Source organism: Pseudoduganella violaceinigra DSM 15887 (assembly GCF_000425385.1).
GTDB classification, from domain to species: Bacteria; Pseudomonadota; Gammaproteobacteria; order Burkholderiales; family Burkholderiaceae_D; genus Rugamonas; species Rugamonas violaceinigra.
In genome coordinates, this window is the sequence record NZ_AUDI01000020.1 from 74,984 (window position 1) to 93,849 (window position 18,866).

Here is an 18,866-nt window from a genome sequence, read left to right on the forward strand (position 1 = left end):
CATGTAACACGAGCCATTGATACTCCTGGTTCGCACCGGGCCAGCTGCGGCTGGCCGCACCGCCGCAGTACTGGCGCCCGCAGCCGCGCGAAATGAAAAAAAGTTTGGCGAAATGCGCCGCGGCCAGCGCTGAAAGTTGCGGCAGCGTGGGGCGCCCGCCACGGTTGCCTTTCCGGCATCAAAATCCTTTAGGTACTGAATCTGCGAGGTCTTATAATCGTGGGGTTTTTTTGTCCTGAAGGATATGCCTGTGAATCAATCGCTGGTCCAGAAGCTGACCCGTATCAAGCCGACCCCGGTGGAAACGGATGCCGGAGCAAGCCTGCACGGGGAGGGCCTGAGCCGCTCCATCGGCCTGTTTTCGCTGACGATGATCGGCGTTGGCGCCACGATCGGCACCGGTATTTTCTTCACCATGGTCGAAGCGGTGCCGAAAGCCGGCCCCTCCGTGGTGCTGTCCTTCCTGCTGGCGGCGCTGACCGCCGGCCTCACCGCCCTGTGCTACGCCGAGCTGTCTTTCCGCGTGCCGGCCGCCGGTTCCGCTTACTCCTTCGCCTACCGCACCCTGGGCGAGTTCATGGCCTTCATCGTCGCCTTCTGCCTGCTGCTTGAATACGGCCTGGCGGCCAGCGCGACGGCGATCGGCTGGTCTGACTACTTGAACAACTTCCTGGTCAACGCCTTCCACTGGCAGATTCCGGAGAGCCTGCGCTCGCCGATGATCGTGTCGACGCCGGAAGGCACTGTGTGGAATACCAGCCACTTCAACCTGCCGCCGGTGATCCTGGTGGCCCTGTGCTGCTTCCTGCTGATTCGCGGCGCCAAGGAGTCGGCCACCGCCAACGCCATCATGGTGATGATCAAGCTGGCGATCCTGATTTTCTTCTGTGCCGTCGCCTTCACCGGCTTTAACACCGCGAACTTCACGCCCTTCCTGAAAACGACGCCGGGCGAATTCCTGCCGGGTGCAAGCGGCATTGCAGCCGCCGCGGGCACCGTGTTCTTCTCCTTTATCGGCCTTGACACCATCGCCACCGCCGGCGAGGAAGTGCGCAATCCCAAGCGCAACGTCCCGATCGGGATTATCGCGGCGCTGGTGCTGGTCACCGTGTTCTACATGCTGGTCGCCATGGCAGCCATGGGCGCCCAGCCGGCGCACCTGTTCGAAGGCCAGGCCGCCGGACTGTCCGTGATCCTGCAGAACGTGACCGGCAAGGCCTGGCCGGCGCTGATCCTGTCCGCTGGCGCCGTGATCTCCGTGTTCTCCGTAACCCTGGTCACCATCTACGGCCAGACCCGCATCCTGTACGCCATCTCCAAGGACGGCTTGGTGCCGAAGGCGTTCCAGAAAGTCAATCCGAAGACCCACTCGCCGGTCACCAACACCGTGATCGTCAGCGTGGTGGTGGGCATTGTGGCAGGCCTGGTGGACTCCACCTTCCTGTGGGACATGGTGTCAATGGGCACCCTGACCGCCTTCATCGTGGTGTCGATCGCCGTGCCAGTCCTGCGCTCGCAGGAACGCGCAGCGGGTACTTACACCAAGGGCGGCTTCCGCGTGCCGTTCGGCGCCTACTTCGTACCGGGCCTGAGCATCCTGGCCTGCGGCTACCTGATGATCAACCTGTCGCATGCGACCAAGATGATTTTCACTATCTGGATGGCCGTAGCGGTGCTAACCTATTTCATCTACGGCATCCGCAACTCCAGGTTGAACAAGGCATAAACACATGCAGGTTAAAGCAATCGCCCACACAGTATTCCTGGCCACGGCCATCATCGCTGGGGCGGTTGCCCAGGCCGGCTCTCCCGGCAGTGCCATCCGCGACTACCGCGGCGTGGCGATTTCCCCAGCCGGCGACCGCGTCGTGTCGCTGGAATCCATCGATACCGGCAACGGCAAGCGTCCGCATCCCACCGTCGTGGTACGTGATGCGTCGAGCGGCGCAATCGCCGCGGAATTCGATCCCTGTTCCACATGCAGTTATGACAAGCCGGCCTGGTCGCCTGACGGCAAGGCGCTCGCCTTCGTCGCCAGCGACAGCCACGCCGGCACCGCATCGCTGTACGTCGCCGCCGCCGGCAAGACCCGTTCCGTGGCGACCGTGCAGGGCGTGGCCAGCAGCGCGCGCTGGTCGCCCGACGGCCGCACGCTGGCGCTGCTGGCCACTCCCGGGGCGAAGAAGGAAACCGGCGCCACGGCGGCCGGCGCGCGCCAGATCGGCGAAATCGGCGCCGAGGAAGACGCGCAGCGCATCGCCACCATTGCGGCCGACGGCGGTACGCTCAAGCTGGTTTCGCCCGAAGATACCTTTGTCTACGAATACGACTGGACGCCCGATGGCAAGGGCTTCATCGCCACCAGCGCCAAGGGCAACGGCGACAACAACTGGTGGGTGGCCAAGCTGTCCCATATCGACGCCGCCAGCGGCGCGCTGCGCATCGTGGCAAGTCCGGCGACGCAGGCGAACCTCCCGCGCGTCTCGCCCGACGGCCGCACGGTGGCTTTCATCGGCGGCCTGATGAGCGATTTCGGCTCGGTCGGCGGCGACATCTACACGGTGCCGCTGGCCGGTGGCGAGCCGGTCAACCTGACGCCGGGCTTCAAGGGCACCTTCAACACGCTGGCATGGCGCGGCAAGGGCTTGCTGGGCAATGCGCTGATGGGCGACAAGTCGAGCGTGCTGTCGCTGGACCTGCAGGGCCGCAGCACCGTGCTGCGCGCCGCCGCCGCCACCACCAGCGCGGCCGACGGCCGCATCTCCTTCAGCGCCGACGGCAGCAAGGCCGCAGCGGCGCAGGAAGACTTCGAACACGCCCCGGCCATCTTGGCCGGCCCGGTGGGCGCCATGCGCGCCGTCACCGATGATAACGCCCACTTGCAGCCGCAGGTCGCTGTGCAAAACATCAGCTGGCAGAACGAAGGCTTCTCCGTCCAGGGCTGGCTGATCGGCCCGCGCCAGACGGAGCCGGGCCGCAAGTATCCATTGATCGTGCAGGTGCACGGTGGCCCGGCCGCCGCCGCCGGGCCACGCTATATTTCGCCGGGCGAGCAGGGCAACCCGCTGGTGCGCGAACTGGTTGAAAAAGGCTACTTCGTCTTCCAGCCCAATCCGCGCGGCAGCTTCGGCCAAGGCCAGGCTTTCGCCCGCGCCAACCGCCGCGATTTCGGCGGCGGGGACCTGCGCGACATCCTGGCCGGCATCGACGCGGCGGCGGCAGCGGCGCCGGTCGATACCAGTCGCATGGGCCTTATCGGCCACTCGTATGGCGGCTTCATGACCATGTGGGGCGTCACGCATTCGCAGCGCTTCAAAGCCGCTGTTGCCGGCGCCGGCATTGCGAACTGGATTTCCTACTACGGCCAGAACGGCATCGACCAGTGGATGATTCCTTACTTCGGCGCTTCCGCGTATGACGACCCGGCGGTCTACCGCCAGCTGTCGCCGATCGAATCGATCAAGGCGGCGCGCACACCGACCCTGGTGTATGTCGGCGAGCGCGACGTCGAATGCCCGCCGGCCCAGTCGATGGAGTTCTGGCACGGCCTGAAGGCGGTGGGCGTGCCGGCATCGCTCGTGATCTACGACGGCGAAGGCCACAGCATCCGCAAGCCGGAGCACCTGCAGGACCTGCGCAAGCGCACCATCGAATGGTTTGGGCGCTACCTGGGCCAGTAGGAGGCACTGCCGGCATCGCTTGAATGTGCCAATTGACGGATTTCCCCCGCCGATGCCGGTGCTATCCTTGTTCCTTTTCGCACTGGCAGGCCTTGCATGAAAATCCTTCTTCCCGCGGCACTTCTCATCGCGCTCTTTTCCACGGCAGCCCTTTCTGCCGAAGACCGCCGCAGCACATCATCCATTCACTGGCACGATGGCGTGGGCGAAGTGCTGATCCGCGGAGTGGGCGGAACCTCGAACATCAACGGCGAAGTGGTGGCGCTGCGCAACGGCATCGTGTACGTCGACGGTCAATCGTATGGCGCCGTCGCCAAGTATGCCGAGATCAGGTATGTCGTTGCCGGCAATGGCCGTTCGCTGTATGTCGGCGGCAAACCGCGCAAGCAATGGACGAAAAAATAGGCGCGCCAATGCCTGCCGGCGCAGGCCGACAGTGAGCTGCTCGCCCTGGAGCCCCATTTCTCAGATTGGCGGAAGCCCGTGCATGGCGCGGGCTTTATTGCATTCGGGGGTGTATTCGGTGAATTCGCGGCAGGTGGAGGAGCGCTGTTCGTAGATGGTGCAGCCGACTTGCTTGCCGACTTCCCCGGACAGCGCCACGCAGCGCACCGGCCTGGCATCCGTGCCGCGCATGGCGGCACGGTGGGGCGTGACGGGAACTGTCAGGTGCGCGGGCACGTCTTCGCCCCAGTAGAACGAGACGCGGAAACTGGCGCAGCACGCGCCGCAGCTCTGGCAGTGGGACATCTTTCTCCTTAATCACCTCTTGCAACGTTGCGCACGATCGCTTCGCTGTGGACGATGATTTTATCCGCATCGGCCTGCAGCAGGCGAATGCGCCGCTGCACCAGCGGCCAGCCCGACCAGCTGACCTCCGGTTCTGCAACCGGGTCGCGGCGCAGCGGGGCGGCCGGCGGCGTGGCGCCCGTGTGGCGCGACAGGGCGACCGACAGCGTGCGGCACACGGAGGCGTGGCTGGTGTCCAGCATCGCATTCACGGCCTGGCTCGGGATATCGCGCGCGTGGCGGCGCAGGATCGCGCGCAGCGCGGCGACGTGCGCCACCAGCAGATAGTTCTGCACGATGAACAGGTTGATATCCTCGACGGCGCGCTGCTTGCTCTCCGGCTCATCCAGCATCCGCACCAGCGCCGTGCTGAGCGCAGCCAGCGAATCCATCAGCCGCTTGCGCTGGATGCGGTAGATGAAGTCGTTGCGGTACTTGCCCTGCAGGAGGTCGAAGCTGGCCTCCATATAGCTCAGGTTCACCGACAGCACCTGCTTGATCAGATTCGGCAGCGACTGGTATTCCCAGTTCGCCAGCACGAAACTGAAGGCGGTGGCAATGGCGGCGCCGACGAAGGTGTCGACCAGCCGTTCCGAGATCAGGTTGCTGCTTGGGGCGACCAGGTACATCCACAGCAGAATCATCAGCGAGACGGCGATCGCCGCGTAGCGGTAGCGCAGGTAGATGAAGGTCGGCGTCGCAATGCAGGCCAGCACCAGCACCGCCACGATCGCGGCCGGGTGATTCATGAACTTCAGCACCAGCGCCGTCAGGATGCAGCCGATGACGGTGCCGATAATGCGGTCCGAACGGCGCTGCTTGGTCATGCTGAAGCTGGGCTTGAGGATGATCACGATCGTCAGCACGATCCAGTAGCTGTGCGCCTTGTACGGCAGCACGGCGCCGATCGCCAGGCCGGCGGCAATGGCCATCGACACGCGCAGGGCGAAGCGGAACACCGGCGAGTCCATGCGGAAGTGCGACAGCATCAGCTGCAGCTCGTACTTCTGCTGCGACAGGAAGGGCTGCATGTCCATATCGCGCCAGAACGGCGTGTCCTCGTACACCTTCTGGCTCGACACATGCAGCTCGCCGATCATGCGGATGATGGCGGTGACCTTGTTGCGCTGGGCGCGCAGCACGGTCACGGCTTCGCGGCGCGGCTTGCCGGCGTCGAGGTCGTCCTGCAGGCCGGCGATCTGCTGCTCCAGCGCCATCAGCTCCGGCGTGTAGTCGACCTCCGGATAGGAGGCGCGCTTGCGCGTCACCGCGTAGGCCACCGATTCGATATCGCGCGCCGCCTTGTACGCCAGGTCGTGCAGCGTGCGCAGGGCTGGCGAATCGAGCAGGTGAGTGCGTAGCGCGGCGTAATCGGTATGCGTGGCCAGGATCTGCTCGTACAGGTCCAGCATGCAGACGTGGATCTGCACCACCACCGCGTCCTTGCGGTTGTTGTGGGCGCGCAGGATCAGGTCGCGCGAAGCCTGCTGGCGGTCGGCCAGCAAGGCCTGGTGGCGCACCAGCTTGTTGAACTGCTCGGTGAGGTTGTAGCGCGTGTCGTAGAAGTCGGCCTTGATATCGATATAGGCCGCCAGTTCGAACAGGGCCTCGGCCAGCACCTGCTGCTTGATGCGATGGCGCAGCAGGTAGGACACGCCCATGGCGTACGCCAGGTAGCCCAGCGCGCCCAGCATGAACAGGCTCGCATGCGTGAACGACTGCGCCGGCGTCAGCACATGCTCGGTCGACATGGTCATGATGAACAGCGTCGCCAGTTGCAGCGGCATCGACTTCTTGCCGTACACGACCATCATGCTGGCGAAGAAGCTTACCGCCACCAGCATCGGCGTCAGCAGCCAGTGGTAAGGGCCGCACAGGCTGATAAGCAGCGTGACGGCGGTGCACAGCAGCACCGACGCCATCATCTCGTTGAATTTATGGCGCAGCGGACTTGGCATGTCCATCAACGCCGTGCAGAGTGCACCGATGCCGATCGACATCGCGGTATGCGTGTCGGTCAGGCTCATGGCCAGCGCGATAACGCCCACCAGGCCGGCGCCGAAGCGCAGGCCCAGGTGGAAGTAATGGCTGTAGAAGAAGGTGCGGGGGTCTAGTGCGTAGTGCATGGTCCCCGTCTTACACAATCGACAGGACTGGATAGCGGCGCCATTCAGGCTCGCGCTGTCGCTGGCAGTTGTGGAAGATGAAGTGCAGCACTGCGTCCTTGTCCTTCACCAGCGCCGGGTTCGCGGCTTTCCAGTTTTCGAATTTGGCCTTGGTGTCAGGCTCGGTCGCCAGAATGTCGGCGGCCAGGTCTTCGAAGACGTAATCGGAGATGTTCTCCTTGCGTTCCAGCACGGAGTTGAAGAAGCCCCAGCGGAAGAAGGAATCGTGGGCCTGCGGCTCCAGGGTCTCGACGGCGTAGCGCGCGTTGTCCTGGTCCAGCGACACGTACCAGTCGCCGGCGCTCAGCTCAAAGCTGTCCTCGCGCTTTTCGACTTCCACTTCGTCGTGGAACATGTGGCCTTCATAGGCGTGCGGGCGCGAGACGGTCGCGGCGATATGGTAGTACTGCGCCTTGACGGTGGATGGCGCTTCGATGCGGGTCATCTTCACGCCGTTCCATTGCAGGCGCTCGACGACTTCGCGCCATGCCTGCGGAATCACATACGCTTTCGGCGCCTGGATGACGGTGTCGGCCGGGAAGCGGTTGAACCACTTGATGTCGCGCGCCCATGGCTTGCTGCGGTCGTAGGACAGGCGCATGTAGTCGCCCAGCTTGGACGGGCTGCGCTGCGCCTCGTAGCCCTTGAAATGGAAGGCGCCAGGATGCTCTTCGTCCATGCGCCAGGTGATGGCCCACTCCTTCTGCTTGCGCTGCGCGGCCTTGGTGGCGGCGCGCATGGCCTTGATCCGTTCGCCGTGCTTGACGGTGAAATTGCGCACGGTGTCGACCAGGGCGCGCATGGATTCGTAGCGGTCGGCGTACGGCTTCAGCATATGCGTCTCCGGCATGAAGCCGATGATGTTATGCAGCGCGGTGAAGCCGGTCGAGAAGCGCGCGGTTTCCAGGAAGTCGGCGATGCCGTCGTCCGGGGTTTCCACCACGGGATTGACGTAAGGGCAGGTCGGCCAGCCGGCGGCCTCCATGTCGGTGTAAATATGCGGCAGCATGGTGTCGCGCAGGAATGCGCCCAGTTCGCCGCCCAGCTTGTCGCACTGGGTGTGGATCAGGGTCATGGTGTAGCTGTAATCGGCGCCGTTGGAGGTGTGGGTGTCGACCATCACGTCCGGGTCCCAGGCGGTGACCAGCTGGTTGAAGAACTTCGCGTTCAGCGTGTCGCACTTGACGAAATCGCGGTTCAGGTCCAGGTGGCGGCTGTTGCCGCGGAAGCCGAACAGCTCCGGGCCGTCCTGGTTGGCGCGCGAGGTGTTGCTGCGGTTCAGGCAGCCGTCCACATTGTAGACGGGGACGAACAGCAGCACGGTCTTGCCCAGGGTTGCCAGCAGCTCCGGTTTGAAGCAGAAGTCGCGCACCATCGCCATGCAGGCGTCGATGCCTTCCGGTTCGCCCGGATGGATGCCGTTGTTGTTGAAGAAGACCGTGCGGCCTTCGCGCTTGATCTGTTCGCGGTCGAAAACGCCGTCGGCGCTGACCACGCCCACATGCAGGGGGATGCCACCGTCCGATACGGCTGCCTGTTCGAATTTCAGGATGTTCGGGAAGCGGCGTGCCAGTTCTTCGTAGAAGGCGATGCACTCGGTCCAGAGGGTAGTCTGGTTTTTATTGCCTTTTTCGTAAGGCGTGAGCATTTCTTGCATGGTCTGGATCTCAGGTTTCTGCATGTGGGGGATCAGCGATTTTACCACTTAGCCCTTACGGCCATTGGCCTCCACCCATTTGACGAAAGCGGCGGCCCAGCCGGCCAGCACTTCCTTGGTCTTCTCGTTATTGACCTTGCCGTCTTCGCCGATCAGGGCAGCGCCGTTGCCGATGTAGACCTCAGGGCCGGGCATGACGGGCGCGTTCAGCGTCACCATGGTCTGGCGCACATTATGGTTGCCGGCAAAGCCGCCCACCGCGCCCACCGAGGCGGAAATCACGCCGACCGGCTTGGCGTTCCAGATGCTGTGGCCCCACGGACGCGAGCCGACGTCGATGGCGTTCTTCAGGGCGCCCGGCATGGAGCGGTTGTATTCCGGCGTGGCGATCACGATGCCGTCCACCGCGCGCAGCTTGTCGCGGAAGGCGGTCCAGGCGGCCGGCGGCGTATGCGCGTCGTCCAGGTCCTGGTTGTACAGCGGCAGGTCGCCGATGTCGACGAATTCGAATTGCAGCTCGGCCGGCGCCACTTCCACCAGCGCGTTGGCGAACTTGCGGTTCAGCGAGTCCTTGCGCAGGCTGCCGACGATGAGGGCGATTTTCTTGGTCATGCAATGCTCCATGGGTTGGGGGATATCGGAATGACAATGTACATCATGCGGGGAAAACATGCGCGTCCTGGCGCAAGGCGTCGTACAGGAACTGGCCCAGGGCCTTGATGCGCGCCACATTGCGCAAGTCGCGGTGGCTCAGCACCCAGAGCTGGGTATGCAAGCGCGGATCGGGCGGCGCCAGCTGTTCCAGCGTCCGCTCGCGCTCGGCCAGCAGGCAAAGCAGGGGCGCCACGCCCATGCCGTTGCGCGCCGCATCGACCATGGCCAGCAGGCTGTCGGCGCGCAGCGCCACCTGCGCCGGCGGCACGTGCGCGGCCAGCCACTGCGCGGCGGCCAGGTGCGACAGGCTGTCGTCCGGCGCCACCCAGCGGTGCGCCGCCCAGTCCTCGCGCGCCACGCCAGCGCGCTCGGCGCGCCGCAGGTAGGCGTGCGAGGCATACAGCGCGGTCGTCACGGCGCCCACCTTGCGCCCGACCAGGTTGGCGGGCGGCGTATTCGAAGGGCGCAGCGCCATATCCGCCTCGCGCTGGGTGAGATTGAGGAAGCTGTTATTGACCACCAGCTGCAGCTGCACGGCGGGATGCGCCTCCTGGAAACGCTGCAGATAGGGCATCAGCAGGCCGTGCGCCAGCGTGTCGGTGGTGGTCAGGCGGATGGTGCCGCGCAGCTCCTCATCCAGCCCGCCCAGTTCGCGCTGGGTGCTGCCGATCTGCTCCTCGATGGGGCCGAGCCGGCCGTGCAGGATGTCGCCGGCGCCCGTCATCACATAGCCCGACTGCAGGCGCTCGAACAGGCGCACGCCGAGCGACTGCTCCAGGCTGTCCAGCCGGCGCAGCACGGTGGAATGGTTGACCCCCAGCTCGCGCGCCGCGGCGGAAATGGAGCCGCCGCGCGCAACGGCAGCGAAGTAGCGCAAGTCTTCCCAATCGAGCTTCTGCATATTTGCGTAACCGTTCGGCTGTTTTTGGGGATTCTAATGCGTTTTTGCGTGGCATACACTGGCTGCCATCAAACCAAGCCAAAGAGCCGACCATGTTGACCCTGTACACCGCCGACACCCCCAACGGACAAAAAATCACCATCGCCCTGGCAGAACTGGGCCTGCCGCACCAGGTGCAGCACCTGAACCTGTCGGCCGACGAGCAGCACCAGCCGCCGTTCAGCGACATGAGCCCGAACCACAAGATCCCGCTGCTGGTGGATGACGGCATGCCGATCTTCGAATCGGGCGCCATCCTGATCCACCTGGCCGACAAGGCGGGCCGGCTGCTGCCGGCCAGCGGCGCGGCGCGCAGCACGGTCCTGCAATGGCTGTTCCTGCAAGTGGGCAGCATCGGCCCGATGCTGGGGCAGCTCTGGTTCTTCCGCCACGGCGCCGGCCAGGGCCAGCCGAACGAACAGGCGCTCGAACGCTACGGCCGCGAGACCATGCGCCTGCTGGGCGTATTCGAAGCGCGCCTGCGCGACACGGCCTACCTGGCCGGCGACGCATACACGATTGCCGATATCGCCAGCTTCCCGTGGATACGCTCCTACCACGAGCTGGGCGTCACGCTGGCCGACTACCCGGCGCTGGCGGACTGGGTGGCGCGCATCGAGGCGCGTGCGGCCGTGCAGCGCGGCCTTGCCTCGGCCAAGCCATGATCGCCGCCTGGGGCCTGTTGCTGGCGGCCGCCCTGGTGGACATCGCCATGGCGGTGGCGCTTAAGCAAGCGGACGGCTGGACACGGCTCGGGCCCAGCCTTGCCGGCCTGGCGTTTGCCAACGGCGCGATCGTGCTGCTGGCGCTGGCCTTGCGCCAGCTGCCGGTGGGCACAGCGTTTGCGGTCTTTACGGGAATTGGTGCGGCGGGTGCGGCGCTGGTGGGAATGGTCGTCTACGGCGAAAGCGCCACGCCGCTGCGCCTGCTGCTAATCGCGGCCATCATCGCCAGCATCGCCGGCCTGAAGCTCACAAACGGCTGAGCCCGTAGCAACCTTGGGGTCAGGCTCCCAGCTTGCCACGGGCTCAGCCGCGAAATGCTCGCGTCCGTGGCAAGCTAAGGGGTTGACCCCAAGGTTGCCACGGGCTCTGCCGTAGGGCTTACTCTGCCTTCATCTCTTTCAGCAGGTTGTCGGCCTTGTCGATGAACTTCATGTTCCACAGCATGTAGCGCAGGTCGACCTGGATGTCGCGGGTCTTGGCCTTGTTGAAGTCCCAGTCCGAGATGATGGAGTCCAGTGTGCCGTCGAAGGCCAGGCCTACCAGCTCGGCTTTCGCGTTCAGCGCGGCGGAACCGGAGTTGCCGCCGGTGATGTCCAGCGTGGCCAGGAAGTTGACCGGCACCGTCTTCAGCTTGGCATCGGCGTATTTGCCGAACTGCTTCTGGTTGATCGCGTCCAGCTGCGCTTGCGGTGCATTGAATTCGCCTTCGCCGGTGGCCTTGGCTTTCACGCCCGCCACGGTGGTGAAGGCGCTCCAGCCGGTGGTGCCGTCGGCGCCGGTGTCGCGGCCGGCGATCTTGCCGAAGGTGACGCGCAGGGTGCTGTTCGCGTCCGGGTACACAGCCTGGCCTTTGGAGTTCATGTAGGCGATCTTGGCCTTCATGTAGTTGCCGTAGGCTTGCTGGATCTTGCCGCCCAGTTCTTCCTCTTCCGCTTCACGCTTCATGGCGTCGTCGTACAGGGCAACGGCGGCCTTGATGAAGGCGTCGTCGCTGGCCTTGAAGTCGGCCACCGATTTGCCCAGCCACTCGGTGCGGAACGCGGCGTCTTCCAATTTCGAGCCGGCGTACAGCTTGTCCAGCGCTGCGGACAGTTCGGCTTCGCCCATGCCGGCCGTGATGCCCATCGCCGCGTCGAAGACGGCATTGTGTTCGGACGCCGGCTGCGCGGCGTAGTGCTTCATATTATTCAGCACGATGGCCTTGTTCACCTTGGCGACATAGGTCTTGTTCACGCCTTCGATGGAGGCCTTGATGCGCTTGGCGTCGCGTTCCTGGAAGCCGGCTTTGCGGTCGGCGTTCGGCTTGGTGTTTTCGTTGGCCAGGCGGTACATGATGCGCGCCGCGTTCAGCAGCGCCGGCGAGGAGCGGTCCAGGAAGTAGTCGCGCTTGGCTTCCTCGGTGCGCTGGGCCATCAGCTTTTCCACGTTTTCCAGGTCGGCGCCGAAGGCGGCCTTGCGCTTGGCGTCGGCGTTCACCCATGCCTTCAGGGCGTCATGCTCTTTGCTCTTGCGCTCGAGGATATCGCTGCCCTCGTAGCTGTTCAGCATGCCCTTGCGGTTCTTGTAGTAGTTGTTGATGCTTGCCACCTGGCCGGCGACCTTCAGGGCCGCATCGCGGTCGCCCTTGGTCTCGCGGTCGATGATGGCCAGGGTCTCGTTGGAGTTCTGGATGAAGGCAGGGTATTCCCAGCCGAAGGTGGAGGCCACTTCCGATGGCAGGCGGTGGCGGTTGGTGCGGCCCGGGTAGCCCAGCACCATCACGAAGTCGCCTTCCTTCACGCCTTCCTTGGCCAGCTTCAGGTAGGACTTGGGCTCGTAAGGCACGTTGTCCTTGGAGAAGTCGGCGGCCTTGCCGTCCTTGCTGACATAGGCGCGGTAGAAGCCGTAGTCGCCGGTGTGGCGTGGCCACATCCAGTTGTCGGTGTCGCCGCCGAATTTGCCGACGCCGGCGGCCGGCGCGTGCACCAGGCGCACGTCGCGGATTTCCAGCTGCTTGATCTGGTAGTACTCCAGGCCGCCGTAGAAGGAGGACACGGTGCAGCGGTGGCCTTCATCTTTTTCGCATTCGGCGGTCAGGGCTTTCTGGTTCTTCTCGATCGCGTCCACGCGCGCCTTGCCCTGCAGTTTGGCCACTTCCGGCGTGATGATCTTGTCGGTGACGTTCAACACTTCCTTGGTGACGAAGATGCGGCTGCCAGGGGAGGCCGGCAGTTCTTCGCCGAAGTTATGGGCCACGAAGCCGTTGGCCAGCAGGTCGCGCTCCTTGGTGGAGTTGACCGCCACGCTGTTGTACACGCAGTGGTGGTTGGTCACGACCAGACCTTGCGGCGACACGAAGGACGCGGAGCAGCCGCCCAGGCTCACGATGGCATTCATCGGGAACTCGGTCAGCTTGGTCAGCGATGCCGGATCCAGCTTCAGGCCGGCGGCCTTCAGTTGCTTGGCCACTTGTGGCAGCTGCTGCGGCATCCACATGCCTTCGTCTGCGAAGGCGGCAGAGGTGGTGCTCAGGACGGCGAGCGCGAGGAGAGATTTTTTCATGTGCGTTGTAATAGTTGAAGTGGTGGCCCGCCGGACTGGGCCGGCAGGCGACCTAGAGTATCGGCACGGCGGCGGCTGGCGTCAACACCAAAAATGTAGCTTGAAACTGAAGAAAATTCGCTTGCAGGCCTGCGGCCGCGCTTGCTGCAATGCAGCACCCGCTGGGTTGAGCGAAAAGGACAGCGAAAAAAAGCCAGCGCCGCAGCGCTGGCCTGTGAGGAAGCTTTGCCGGCGGTCTATCGTCTAGCGGATGCGGCCGCGGAATACCAGGTTCACGATCGCCAGCAGGATCACAGCCCCGAGGAATGACACCACCAGCGACAGTACGCTGAAGTCGTCGGTATTGATGGTGCCGGTACCGAACAGCGGCGACAGTAGCCAGCCGCCCAGCAGCGAACCGACAATGCCCACCACCACGTTCAGAAACATGCCTTGCTGTGCGTCAGTTTTCATAACCAGGCTGGCCAGCCAGCCCAGGATGCCGCCGATAATAATCCAGATGATAAAGTTCATATCCGCCCCCCTTTGTGATGATTCCAGTGTAGGACATGCGCACGCCGATATTCGGTGCGCCAACGTACAGAGATGCAGCGCGCTGCGGCCTATCGTGTGCGGGACTCATGCAAGAAAAGGGGACTTCCATGAACACTGCAGATAAGCAATCCCATATCGTGACCGGCCTGTTCCGCAACCGCGGCAGCGCCGAGCGCGCCTGGCAACACGCAAGCTCGCGTGGCTATAGCCGGGACGATATCAACGTCGTCATGAGCGACGATACCCGCCAGCGCCATTTCAACGGCGCGGCGGAGACCGAACTGGCATCGAAAGCCGGGGAGGGGGCCGGCATTGGCGCCAGTGTCGGCGGCGCACTTGGCGCTGCCTTGGCGGCCGTGGCGGCCATGGGCACCACCCTGGTGTTGCCGGGCCTGGGCATCGTGGTGGCGGGGCCGCTGGCGGCAGCGCTGGCCGGCGCCGGCGCCGGCGGTGTGGCGGGCGGACTGGTCGGTGCCCTGATCGGCGCCGGCATTCCGGAAGAGCGTCTCAAGCACTATGAGGAAGGCATCCGCGGCGGCGGCATTCTGATGGGCGTGCAGGCGCGCGACGCCGCCGATGCCGCCGACCTCGAGCGCGCCTGGCGGGACAGCGAAGGCGAGCACGTGGTCGGTGTCGGCGTCGGCACGACGGGCGGTGCCCTGGCCGGTGCCGCAGCCGGTTCGCCGGGCGGGATCCCGGGCATGGTGGCCGGCGCCGTGATCGGCGGCGTGGCGGGCGGACTGGTCGGCAAGGGGACGGCCGAGATCGTCAACCCGAAGCTGGAGGACGATGACGATGACCACAACCTTGCCACCGGCGTAGGCGCGGGCGGCGGCGCGGCAGCCGGCATCGCGGCCGGCACGCTGGGCGGCCCGCTGGGCATGGCGGCGGGCGGTGCGATCGGTGCGCTGGCGGGCGGCCTGGCGGGCCAGGGCATCGGCACCCTGCTCAACCCGAGCGAGGAGCGCGTCTACTGGCAGGACCATTACCGCAATGAAGCCTATTTCAATCCGAATTACGACTATGACGACTACGAGCCGGCCTATATGCTCGGGTTCACCGCACGCCAGCGCTACCGCGGCACATGGGATGAATTGAAAGACCAACTGGAGCGGGATTGGGAAACGGTGAAGGGGAAATCGCGCATGGCGTGGGAGCACGCGCGTGACGCGGTGCGGGCAGCTTACGAACGGGAAGCGCTATAGCACTCGCGCTTGTGGCAACCTGCGGGCCTGACCCCAAGGTTGCCACGGGCTGTGCTGTTATTCCGCTTTGATGGCTTCCACCTGGATCGCCAGCTTCACTTCCGGAGCGAAGGCGGGGGTGGCGTAGTTCAGGCCGAAGTCGGTGCGCTTGAATTCAGCCGAGGCGTCGGCGCCGCACACTTCGCGTTTCAGGCGCGGGTGCATCATGCACTTGAACTTGTTGACCTTCAGGGTGACCGGCTTGGTCACGCCCAGCATGGTCAGCTCGCCTTCCACCGCCACCAGCTGCTCGCCTTCGAACTTGAAGCTCTTGCCTTTGTAGGTCACGGTCGGGAATTTCGCGACGTTGAACATGTCTTCCGACTTGGCGTGGCTGTTCATCTTGTCCATGCCGAAATCGATCGAGGCGGCGTCGATGGTGATGTCCATGCTGCCGGTCTTGGCCGCGCGGTCCATCTGGATCACGCCGGAGGTCTTGTCGAACTTGCCGCGCCATACCGACATGCCCATGTGGTCGGCTTCAAAGCTTGGGTAGGTGTGGGTCGGGTCGATATTGTATGTGGCGGCGTTGGCGGCGATTGCGGATACGGCCAGCAGGGCGGCGGTGAGGAACTTCAGTTTCATTGGGTCTCCAGGGTTTTATTGAGCTACTACGTGGAACTTGATGGTCACTTCATCAGCGACCATGCCGGTGTCTTTCCATTCGCCTTCACCGATATTGAAGGCCAGGCGCTTGATCGGCAGCGCGCCGTCGAATACCTGCTTGCCGCCGTCGGTCTTGACGGTGACGGGGAACGTCACGTCGGCGGCCTTGCCCTTGATGGTCAGCTTGCCGCTGACATTCAGCTTGCCGGCGCCGGCGCTCTTGATCGCGCTGGAGACGAAGGTGGCCTTCGGATATTGGGCCGAGTTGAACCACTCTTTCTTGGCCACTTCCTTGTTCATGTCGGCGTCGCCCAGGTCCAGGCTGGCGGTCTCGATTTCCACCGTGGCCTTGGAGCTGTCGGGCGCGGCGGCGTTGTAGTCGATGACGATGCTGTGCTTCTTGAACTTCGATTCGAGCGGCACGTTCATCTGCTTGAACTCGGCCGATACGCTGCTTTTGGCCGGATCGGTTTTCAGCACGGCGGCGCTGGCGGCCGCCGCCACGGCCAGCATGGCGGCCAGTAATACGCTTTTCTTCATGGGAGTGGCTCCAGGTTATGGCAGCATGCGCTTCAGCAGGCCGTCCTTGTCGATGAATTGGTGTTTCAGGGCCGCCAGCACGTGGCCGAGGACAACGGCGGCGAGCAGCATATTGAGCCAGTAATGTACCGGTTTCAGCCCTTCCTTGAGGGCCGGGCTGGCGTCGAACAGGGCCGGGATCTTGAACAGGCCGAGATACACGACCGGCACGCCGGCGGCGGTGGTATACAGGTAGCCGGAAAGCGGCACGGCGAACATCAGGAAATACAGGAACCAGTGGCCGGCTTCGGCGGCCTTGATCTGGCCCTGGCTCATGGAGACGGGAAACGCGGGCGGCCGCTGCTTCAGGCGCCACAGCAGGCGGCCGGCGGCCAGGGCCAGCACGGTGATGCCCAGCCATTTATGCCAGGAATAGTATTTGAGCTTGGTCGGCGTCAGGCCGGGGATGTCGGTCATCACCAGGCCGAGAATGAAGGCGGCGACGATCAGCAGGGCGATCAGCCAGTGCAGGGCGATGGCGGTCTTGGAATAGCGTTCCATGGCGAGCTTCGGTAAATAGTACGTGTTAGGACTAATATACCAAAGAGTAAGGGAACTTGCTTACGGCTTACTTAAAACCGGCAATCCGGTGTCTGACCAGCTGGGCCAGACACCGGTGTGGCGGTGTTAAATCGCCTTGGCCAGCGCCGCCGCGATGCCGGTGTAATTGCCCGGCGTCATGGCCAGCAGGTGATCCTTGGCATCCTGCGGAATTGCCAGGCCGCCAATGAACTCACGCAGCGCCTCTTTGGTAATACCCTTGCCGCGCGTCAGCTCCTTCAGCTGCTCGTACGGATTTTCAATGCCATAACGGCGCATCACGGTCTGCACCGGCTCCGCCAGCACTTCCCACGAAGCGTCCAGGTCCGCTTCCAGGCGGGCCGGGTTCACTTCCAGCTTGTTCAGGCCGCGCAGGCAGGAATCGTAAGCCAGCAGTGTATAGCCCAGGCCCACGCCGATATTGCGCAGCACGGTCGAATCGGTCAGGTCGCGTTGCATGCGCGACACAGGCAGCTTTTCCGACAGGTGCTTGAGCACGGCATTGGCCAGGCCCAGGTTGCCTTCCGAGTTCTCGAAATCGATCGGGTTGACCTTGTGTGGCATGGTTGAGGAACCGATTTCGCCGGCCTTCAGCTTTTGCTTGAAATAGCCCAGCGAGACATAGGTCCAGATATCGCGGTTCAGGTCCAGCAAGATGGTGTTGGCGCGCGCGAAAGCGTCGAACAGCTCCGCCATGTAATCGTGCGGTTCGATCTGGATGGTGTACGGGTTGAACACCAGGCCCAGGCGCTGCTCGATCACGTTCTTGGAGAAGGCTGGCCAGTCGAACGATGGGTAGGCCGACAGGTGGGCGTTGTAGTTGCCGACGGCGCCGTTCATCTTGCCCAGGATTTCCACCTTGGCGATGCGCTCGATGGCGCGCTGCAGGCGGGCGATCACGTTGGCGAATTCCTTGCCCAGGGTGGTCGGGCTGGCGGTCTGGCCGTGCGTGCGGCTCAGCATTGGCAATGCGGCGTTGGCGTGGGCGATTTCGCGCAAGCGGGCGACCAGGCCGTTCAGGGCCGGCAGCATCACGCCGTCGCGCGCGGCCTTCAGCATCATGCCGTGCGAGGTATTGTTGATGTCTTCCGAGGTGCAGGCGAAATGGATGAACTCGGAGGCCGCCACCAGCTCAGGCACGTCCTTCACTTGTTCCTTCAGCCAGTACTCCACCGCCTTCACGTCATGGTTGGTGACGGCTTCGATTTCCTTGATGCGGGCGGCGTCGGCTTCGGTGAACTCGGCAGCCAGCTTGTCCAGCAGGGCGGTGCCGGCCGCGGAAAACGGCTTGATTTCGGCGAAGCCGGCCAGGGACAGCGCTTGCAGCCAGGCGATTTCGACCTTCACGCGGTGGTGCATGAAGCCGGATTCGGACAGGATCGGGCGCAGCTTGTCGGTTTTCGACGCGTAGCGGCCGTCCAGCGGGGACAGGGCCGACAGGGTGGAGTAAGGAGTTGTCATGTTCGTGCTGGAAGGAGAGGCGGGAAAAACAGGATTCTACCATTGGCCGGCGGCGCCAACTCCCGCCGCCAGCGCGGCGCCTGGCTTTGGGGCGCGATGTTATACTGTTGTCTAATTCTCCACTTTCAGCATCTATGAAACTAATCGGTTCACTCGCCAGCCCCTATGTCCGCAAGGTCCGCGTCGTCCTTGCGGAAAAAAAGCTCGACTATCAACTGGAACTGGAAAATGTCTGGGCGCCGGATACCACCATTCAAAACCTGAACCCACTCGGCAAGGTGCCTTGCCTGATCATGGAAGACGGTTATGTGATGTACGACTCGCGCGTGATCGTCGAGTACCTGGACGCCGTGTCGCCGGTGTGCAAGCTGCTGCCGCCGAACGGCCGTGAACGCGCCGACATCAAGTGCTGGGAAGCGCTGGCCGACGGCGTGCTGGACGCCGGTGTGCTGATGCGCCTGGAGCGCAACCAGCGCCCCAAGGCGCAGCAGAGCGAGGAGTGGGTCGCGCGCCAGATGCGAAAAGTGGCGCTGGGACTGGCGTCCATGGCCGAACGCCTGGGCGACGACGCCTGGTGCGCCGGCAACCATTATTCGCTGGCCGATGTGGCCGTGGGCTGCTGCGTCGGCTGGCTGAGCTTCCGCTTCCCGGAAATCGACTGGCGCGGGGCGCATCCGAACCTGGCCCGCTTGTACGACAAGCTGTCCGAGCGCCCATCCTTCAAAGACACCGTTCCCCAAGCCTGATCCCC

At 64.0% G+C, this 18,866-nt stretch carries 18 protein-coding genes; 7 read left to right on the forward strand and 11 right to left on the reverse strand.

Translation table 11 applies throughout. The features are described 5' to 3' along the window. The first annotated feature begins 250 nt into the window (after nt 1-250). The 3 genes from H597_RS0113650 (at nt 251) to H597_RS30845 (ending at nt 4,085) form a co-directional block, all read left to right on the forward strand. Nucleotides 251-1,726: an APC family permease gene (locus H597_RS0113650; protein ID WP_028102639.1), complete on the forward strand. Its 1,476-nt coding sequence runs from the start codon at nt 251-253 to the stop codon at nt 1,724-1,726. Between the two features lie 4 nt (nt 1,727-1,730). Next, nucleotides 1,731-3,680: a S9 family peptidase gene (locus H597_RS0113655; protein WP_028102640.1), complete on the forward strand. Its 1,950-nt coding sequence runs from the start codon at nt 1,731-1,733 to the stop codon at nt 3,678-3,680. A gap of 96 nt (nt 3,681-3,776) precedes the next feature. Continuing rightward, on the forward strand, nt 3,777-4,085 hold the full coding sequence (locus H597_RS30845; protein ID WP_154668100.1) for a hypothetical protein: 309 nt from the start codon (nt 3,777-3,779) through the stop codon (nt 4,083-4,085). Between the two features lie 60 nt (nt 4,086-4,145). Here the strand turns inward: H597_RS30845 and H597_RS0113665 are convergent, their stop codons facing one another. Genes H597_RS0113665 through H597_RS0113685 form a run of 5 tightly spaced genes read right to left on the reverse strand, consistent with a single transcriptional unit; the run spans nt 4,146 to nt 9,846 of the window. Next, nucleotides 4,146-4,430 carry a YkgJ family cysteine cluster protein gene (locus H597_RS0113665; protein ID WP_028102641.1) on the reverse strand — a complete coding sequence of 95 codons (285 nt, stop codon included), beginning with the start codon at nt 4,428-4,430 and terminating at the stop codon, nt 4,146-4,148. 8 nt (nt 4,431-4,438) lie between these two features. Beyond that, entirely contained in the window at nt 4,439-6,595 is a 2,157-nt protein-coding gene (locus tag H597_RS0113670; protein ID WP_028102642.1) for an FUSC family protein, read from the reverse strand. A gap of 10 nt (nt 6,596-6,605) precedes the next feature. After that, on the reverse strand, nt 6,606-8,315 hold the full coding sequence (locus H597_RS0113675) for a M14 family zinc carboxypeptidase (RefSeq protein ID WP_229632167.1): 1,710 nt from the start codon (nt 8,313-8,315) through the stop codon (nt 6,606-6,608). A gap of 24 nt (nt 8,316-8,339) precedes the next feature. Beyond that, entirely contained in the window at nt 8,340-8,903 is a 564-nt protein-coding gene (locus H597_RS0113680) for an NADPH-dependent FMN reductase (RefSeq protein ID WP_028102644.1), read from the reverse strand. A gap of 43 nt (nt 8,904-8,946) precedes the next feature. Continuing rightward, nucleotides 8,947-9,846, reverse strand: a complete 900-nt coding sequence (locus H597_RS0113685; protein WP_028102645.1) for a LysR family transcriptional regulator — start codon at nt 9,844-9,846, stop codon at nt 8,947-8,949. A gap of 92 nt (nt 9,847-9,938) precedes the next feature. On the opposite strand from H597_RS0113685, the gene H597_RS0113690 reads away from it, so the two are divergent. Both H597_RS0113690 and H597_RS0113695 read left to right on the forward strand, forming a co-directional pair. Next, on the forward strand, nt 9,939-10,550 hold the full coding sequence (locus H597_RS0113690) for a glutathione S-transferase family protein (protein ID WP_028102646.1): 612 nt from the start codon (nt 9,939-9,941) through the stop codon (nt 10,548-10,550). After that, nucleotides 10,547-10,870 (forward strand): DMT family transporter, encoded by a 324-nt coding sequence (locus H597_RS0113695; RefSeq protein ID WP_028102647.1) that lies wholly within the window; start codon nt 10,547-10,549, stop codon nt 10,868-10,870. Before H597_RS0113690 ends, H597_RS0113695 begins: the two co-directional genes overlap by 4 nt. Nucleotides 10,871-10,988: 118 nt before the next feature. Here the strand turns inward: H597_RS0113695 and H597_RS0113700 are convergent, their stop codons facing one another. Both H597_RS0113700 and H597_RS0113705 read right to left on the reverse strand, forming a co-directional pair. Beyond that, nucleotides 10,989-13,151: a S46 family peptidase gene (locus tag H597_RS0113700; RefSeq protein WP_028102648.1), complete on the reverse strand. Its 2,163-nt coding sequence runs from the start codon at nt 13,149-13,151 to the stop codon at nt 10,989-10,991. Between the two features lie 243 nt (nt 13,152-13,394). Continuing rightward, complete coding sequence (locus H597_RS0113705; RefSeq protein ID WP_028102649.1) at nt 13,395-13,664, reverse strand: GlsB/YeaQ/YmgE family stress response membrane protein; 270 nt, start codon at nt 13,662-13,664, stop codon at nt 13,395-13,397. 128 nt (nt 13,665-13,792) lie between these two features. Between H597_RS0113705 and H597_RS0113710 the strand changes: the two genes are divergently transcribed. Further along, nucleotides 13,793-14,890, forward strand: coding sequence for a hypothetical protein (locus tag H597_RS0113710; protein WP_028102650.1), 1,098 nt, complete (start codon nt 13,793-13,795; stop codon nt 14,888-14,890). A 57-nt stretch (nt 14,891-14,947) separates the two neighbouring features. Here the strand turns inward: H597_RS0113710 and H597_RS0113715 are convergent, their stop codons facing one another. The 4 genes from H597_RS0113715 to purB all read right to left on the reverse strand — a co-directional run bounded on the left by H597_RS0113715 (nt 14,948) and on the right by purB (nt 18,115). Continuing rightward, entirely contained in the window at nt 14,948-15,514 is a 567-nt protein-coding gene (locus H597_RS0113715; RefSeq protein ID WP_028102651.1) for a YceI family protein, read from the reverse strand. A 15-nt stretch (nt 15,515-15,529) separates the two neighbouring features. Continuing rightward, a complete protein-coding gene (locus H597_RS0113720; RefSeq protein WP_028102652.1) occupies nt 15,530-16,075 on the reverse strand; it encodes a YceI family protein in 546 nt (181 codons plus the stop codon). A 15-nt stretch (nt 16,076-16,090) separates the two neighbouring features. After that, nucleotides 16,091-16,615: a cytochrome b gene (locus tag H597_RS0113725; RefSeq protein ID WP_028102653.1), complete on the reverse strand. Its 525-nt coding sequence runs from the start codon at nt 16,613-16,615 to the stop codon at nt 16,091-16,093. Nucleotides 16,616-16,741: 126 nt separating this feature from the next. Continuing rightward, the gene (purB, locus tag H597_RS0113730; protein ID WP_028102654.1) at nt 16,742-18,115 is read right to left on the reverse strand and encodes an adenylosuccinate lyase; all 1,374 of its coding nucleotides are present in this window, start codon (nt 18,113-18,115) and stop codon (nt 16,742-16,744) included. A 134-nt stretch (nt 18,116-18,249) separates the two neighbouring features. Between purB and H597_RS0113735 the strand changes: the two genes are divergently transcribed. After that, nucleotides 18,250-18,861 (forward strand): glutathione S-transferase family protein, encoded by a 612-nt coding sequence (locus tag H597_RS0113735; protein WP_028102655.1) that lies wholly within the window; start codon nt 18,250-18,252, stop codon nt 18,859-18,861. Nucleotides 18,862-18,866: the final 5 nt, after the last annotated feature.

Bases quoted from the DNA above. Each gene is read 5' to 3' on its own strand.
- H597_RS0113655 (WP_028102640.1), top strand. From the start codon at position 1,731: ATGCAGGTTAAAGCAATCGCCCACACAGTATTCCTGGCCACGGCCATC.
- H597_RS30845 (WP_154668100.1), top strand. From the start codon at position 3,777: ATGAAAATCCTTCTTCCCGCGGCACTTCTCATCGCGCTCTTTTCCACG.
- H597_RS0113665 (WP_028102641.1), bottom strand. From the start codon at position 4,430: ATGTCCCACTGCCAGAGCTGCGGCGCGTGCTGCGCCAGTTTCCGCGTC.
- H597_RS0113670 (WP_028102642.1), bottom strand. From the start codon at position 6,595: ATGCACTACGCACTAGACCCCCGCACCTTCTTCTACAGCCATTACTTC.
- H597_RS0113675 (WP_229632167.1), bottom strand. From the start codon at position 8,315: ATGCAGAAACCTGAGATCCAGACCATGCAAGAAATGCTCACGCCTTAC.
- H597_RS0113680 (WP_028102644.1), bottom strand. From the start codon at position 8,903: ATGACCAAGAAAATCGCCCTCATCGTCGGCAGCCTGCGCAAGGACTCG.
- H597_RS0113685 (WP_028102645.1), bottom strand. From the start codon at position 9,846: ATGCAGAAGCTCGATTGGGAAGACTTGCGCTACTTCGCTGCCGTTGCG.
- H597_RS0113690 (WP_028102646.1), top strand. From the start codon at position 9,939: ATGTTGACCCTGTACACCGCCGACACCCCCAACGGACAAAAAATCACC.
- H597_RS0113695 (WP_028102647.1), top strand. From the start codon at position 10,547: ATGATCGCCGCCTGGGGCCTGTTGCTGGCGGCCGCCCTGGTGGACATC.
- H597_RS0113700 (WP_028102648.1), bottom strand. From the start codon at position 13,151: ATGAAAAAATCTCTCCTCGCGCTCGCCGTCCTGAGCACCACCTCTGCC.
- H597_RS0113705 (WP_028102649.1), bottom strand. From the start codon at position 13,664: ATGAACTTTATCATCTGGATTATTATCGGCGGCATCCTGGGCTGGCTG.
- H597_RS0113710 (WP_028102650.1), top strand. From the start codon at position 13,793: ATGAACACTGCAGATAAGCAATCCCATATCGTGACCGGCCTGTTCCGC.
- H597_RS0113715 (WP_028102651.1), bottom strand. From the start codon at position 15,514: ATGAAACTGAAGTTCCTCACCGCCGCCCTGCTGGCCGTATCCGCAATC.
- H597_RS0113720 (WP_028102652.1), bottom strand. From the start codon at position 16,075: ATGAAGAAAAGCGTATTACTGGCCGCCATGCTGGCCGTGGCGGCGGCC.
- H597_RS0113725 (WP_028102653.1), bottom strand. From the start codon at position 16,615: ATGGAACGCTATTCCAAGACCGCCATCGCCCTGCACTGGCTGATCGCC.
- purB (WP_028102654.1), bottom strand. From the start codon at position 18,115: ATGACAACTCCTTACTCCACCCTGTCGGCCCTGTCCCCGCTGGACGGC.
- H597_RS0113735 (WP_028102655.1), top strand. From the start codon at position 18,250: ATGAAACTAATCGGTTCACTCGCCAGCCCCTATGTCCGCAAGGTCCGC.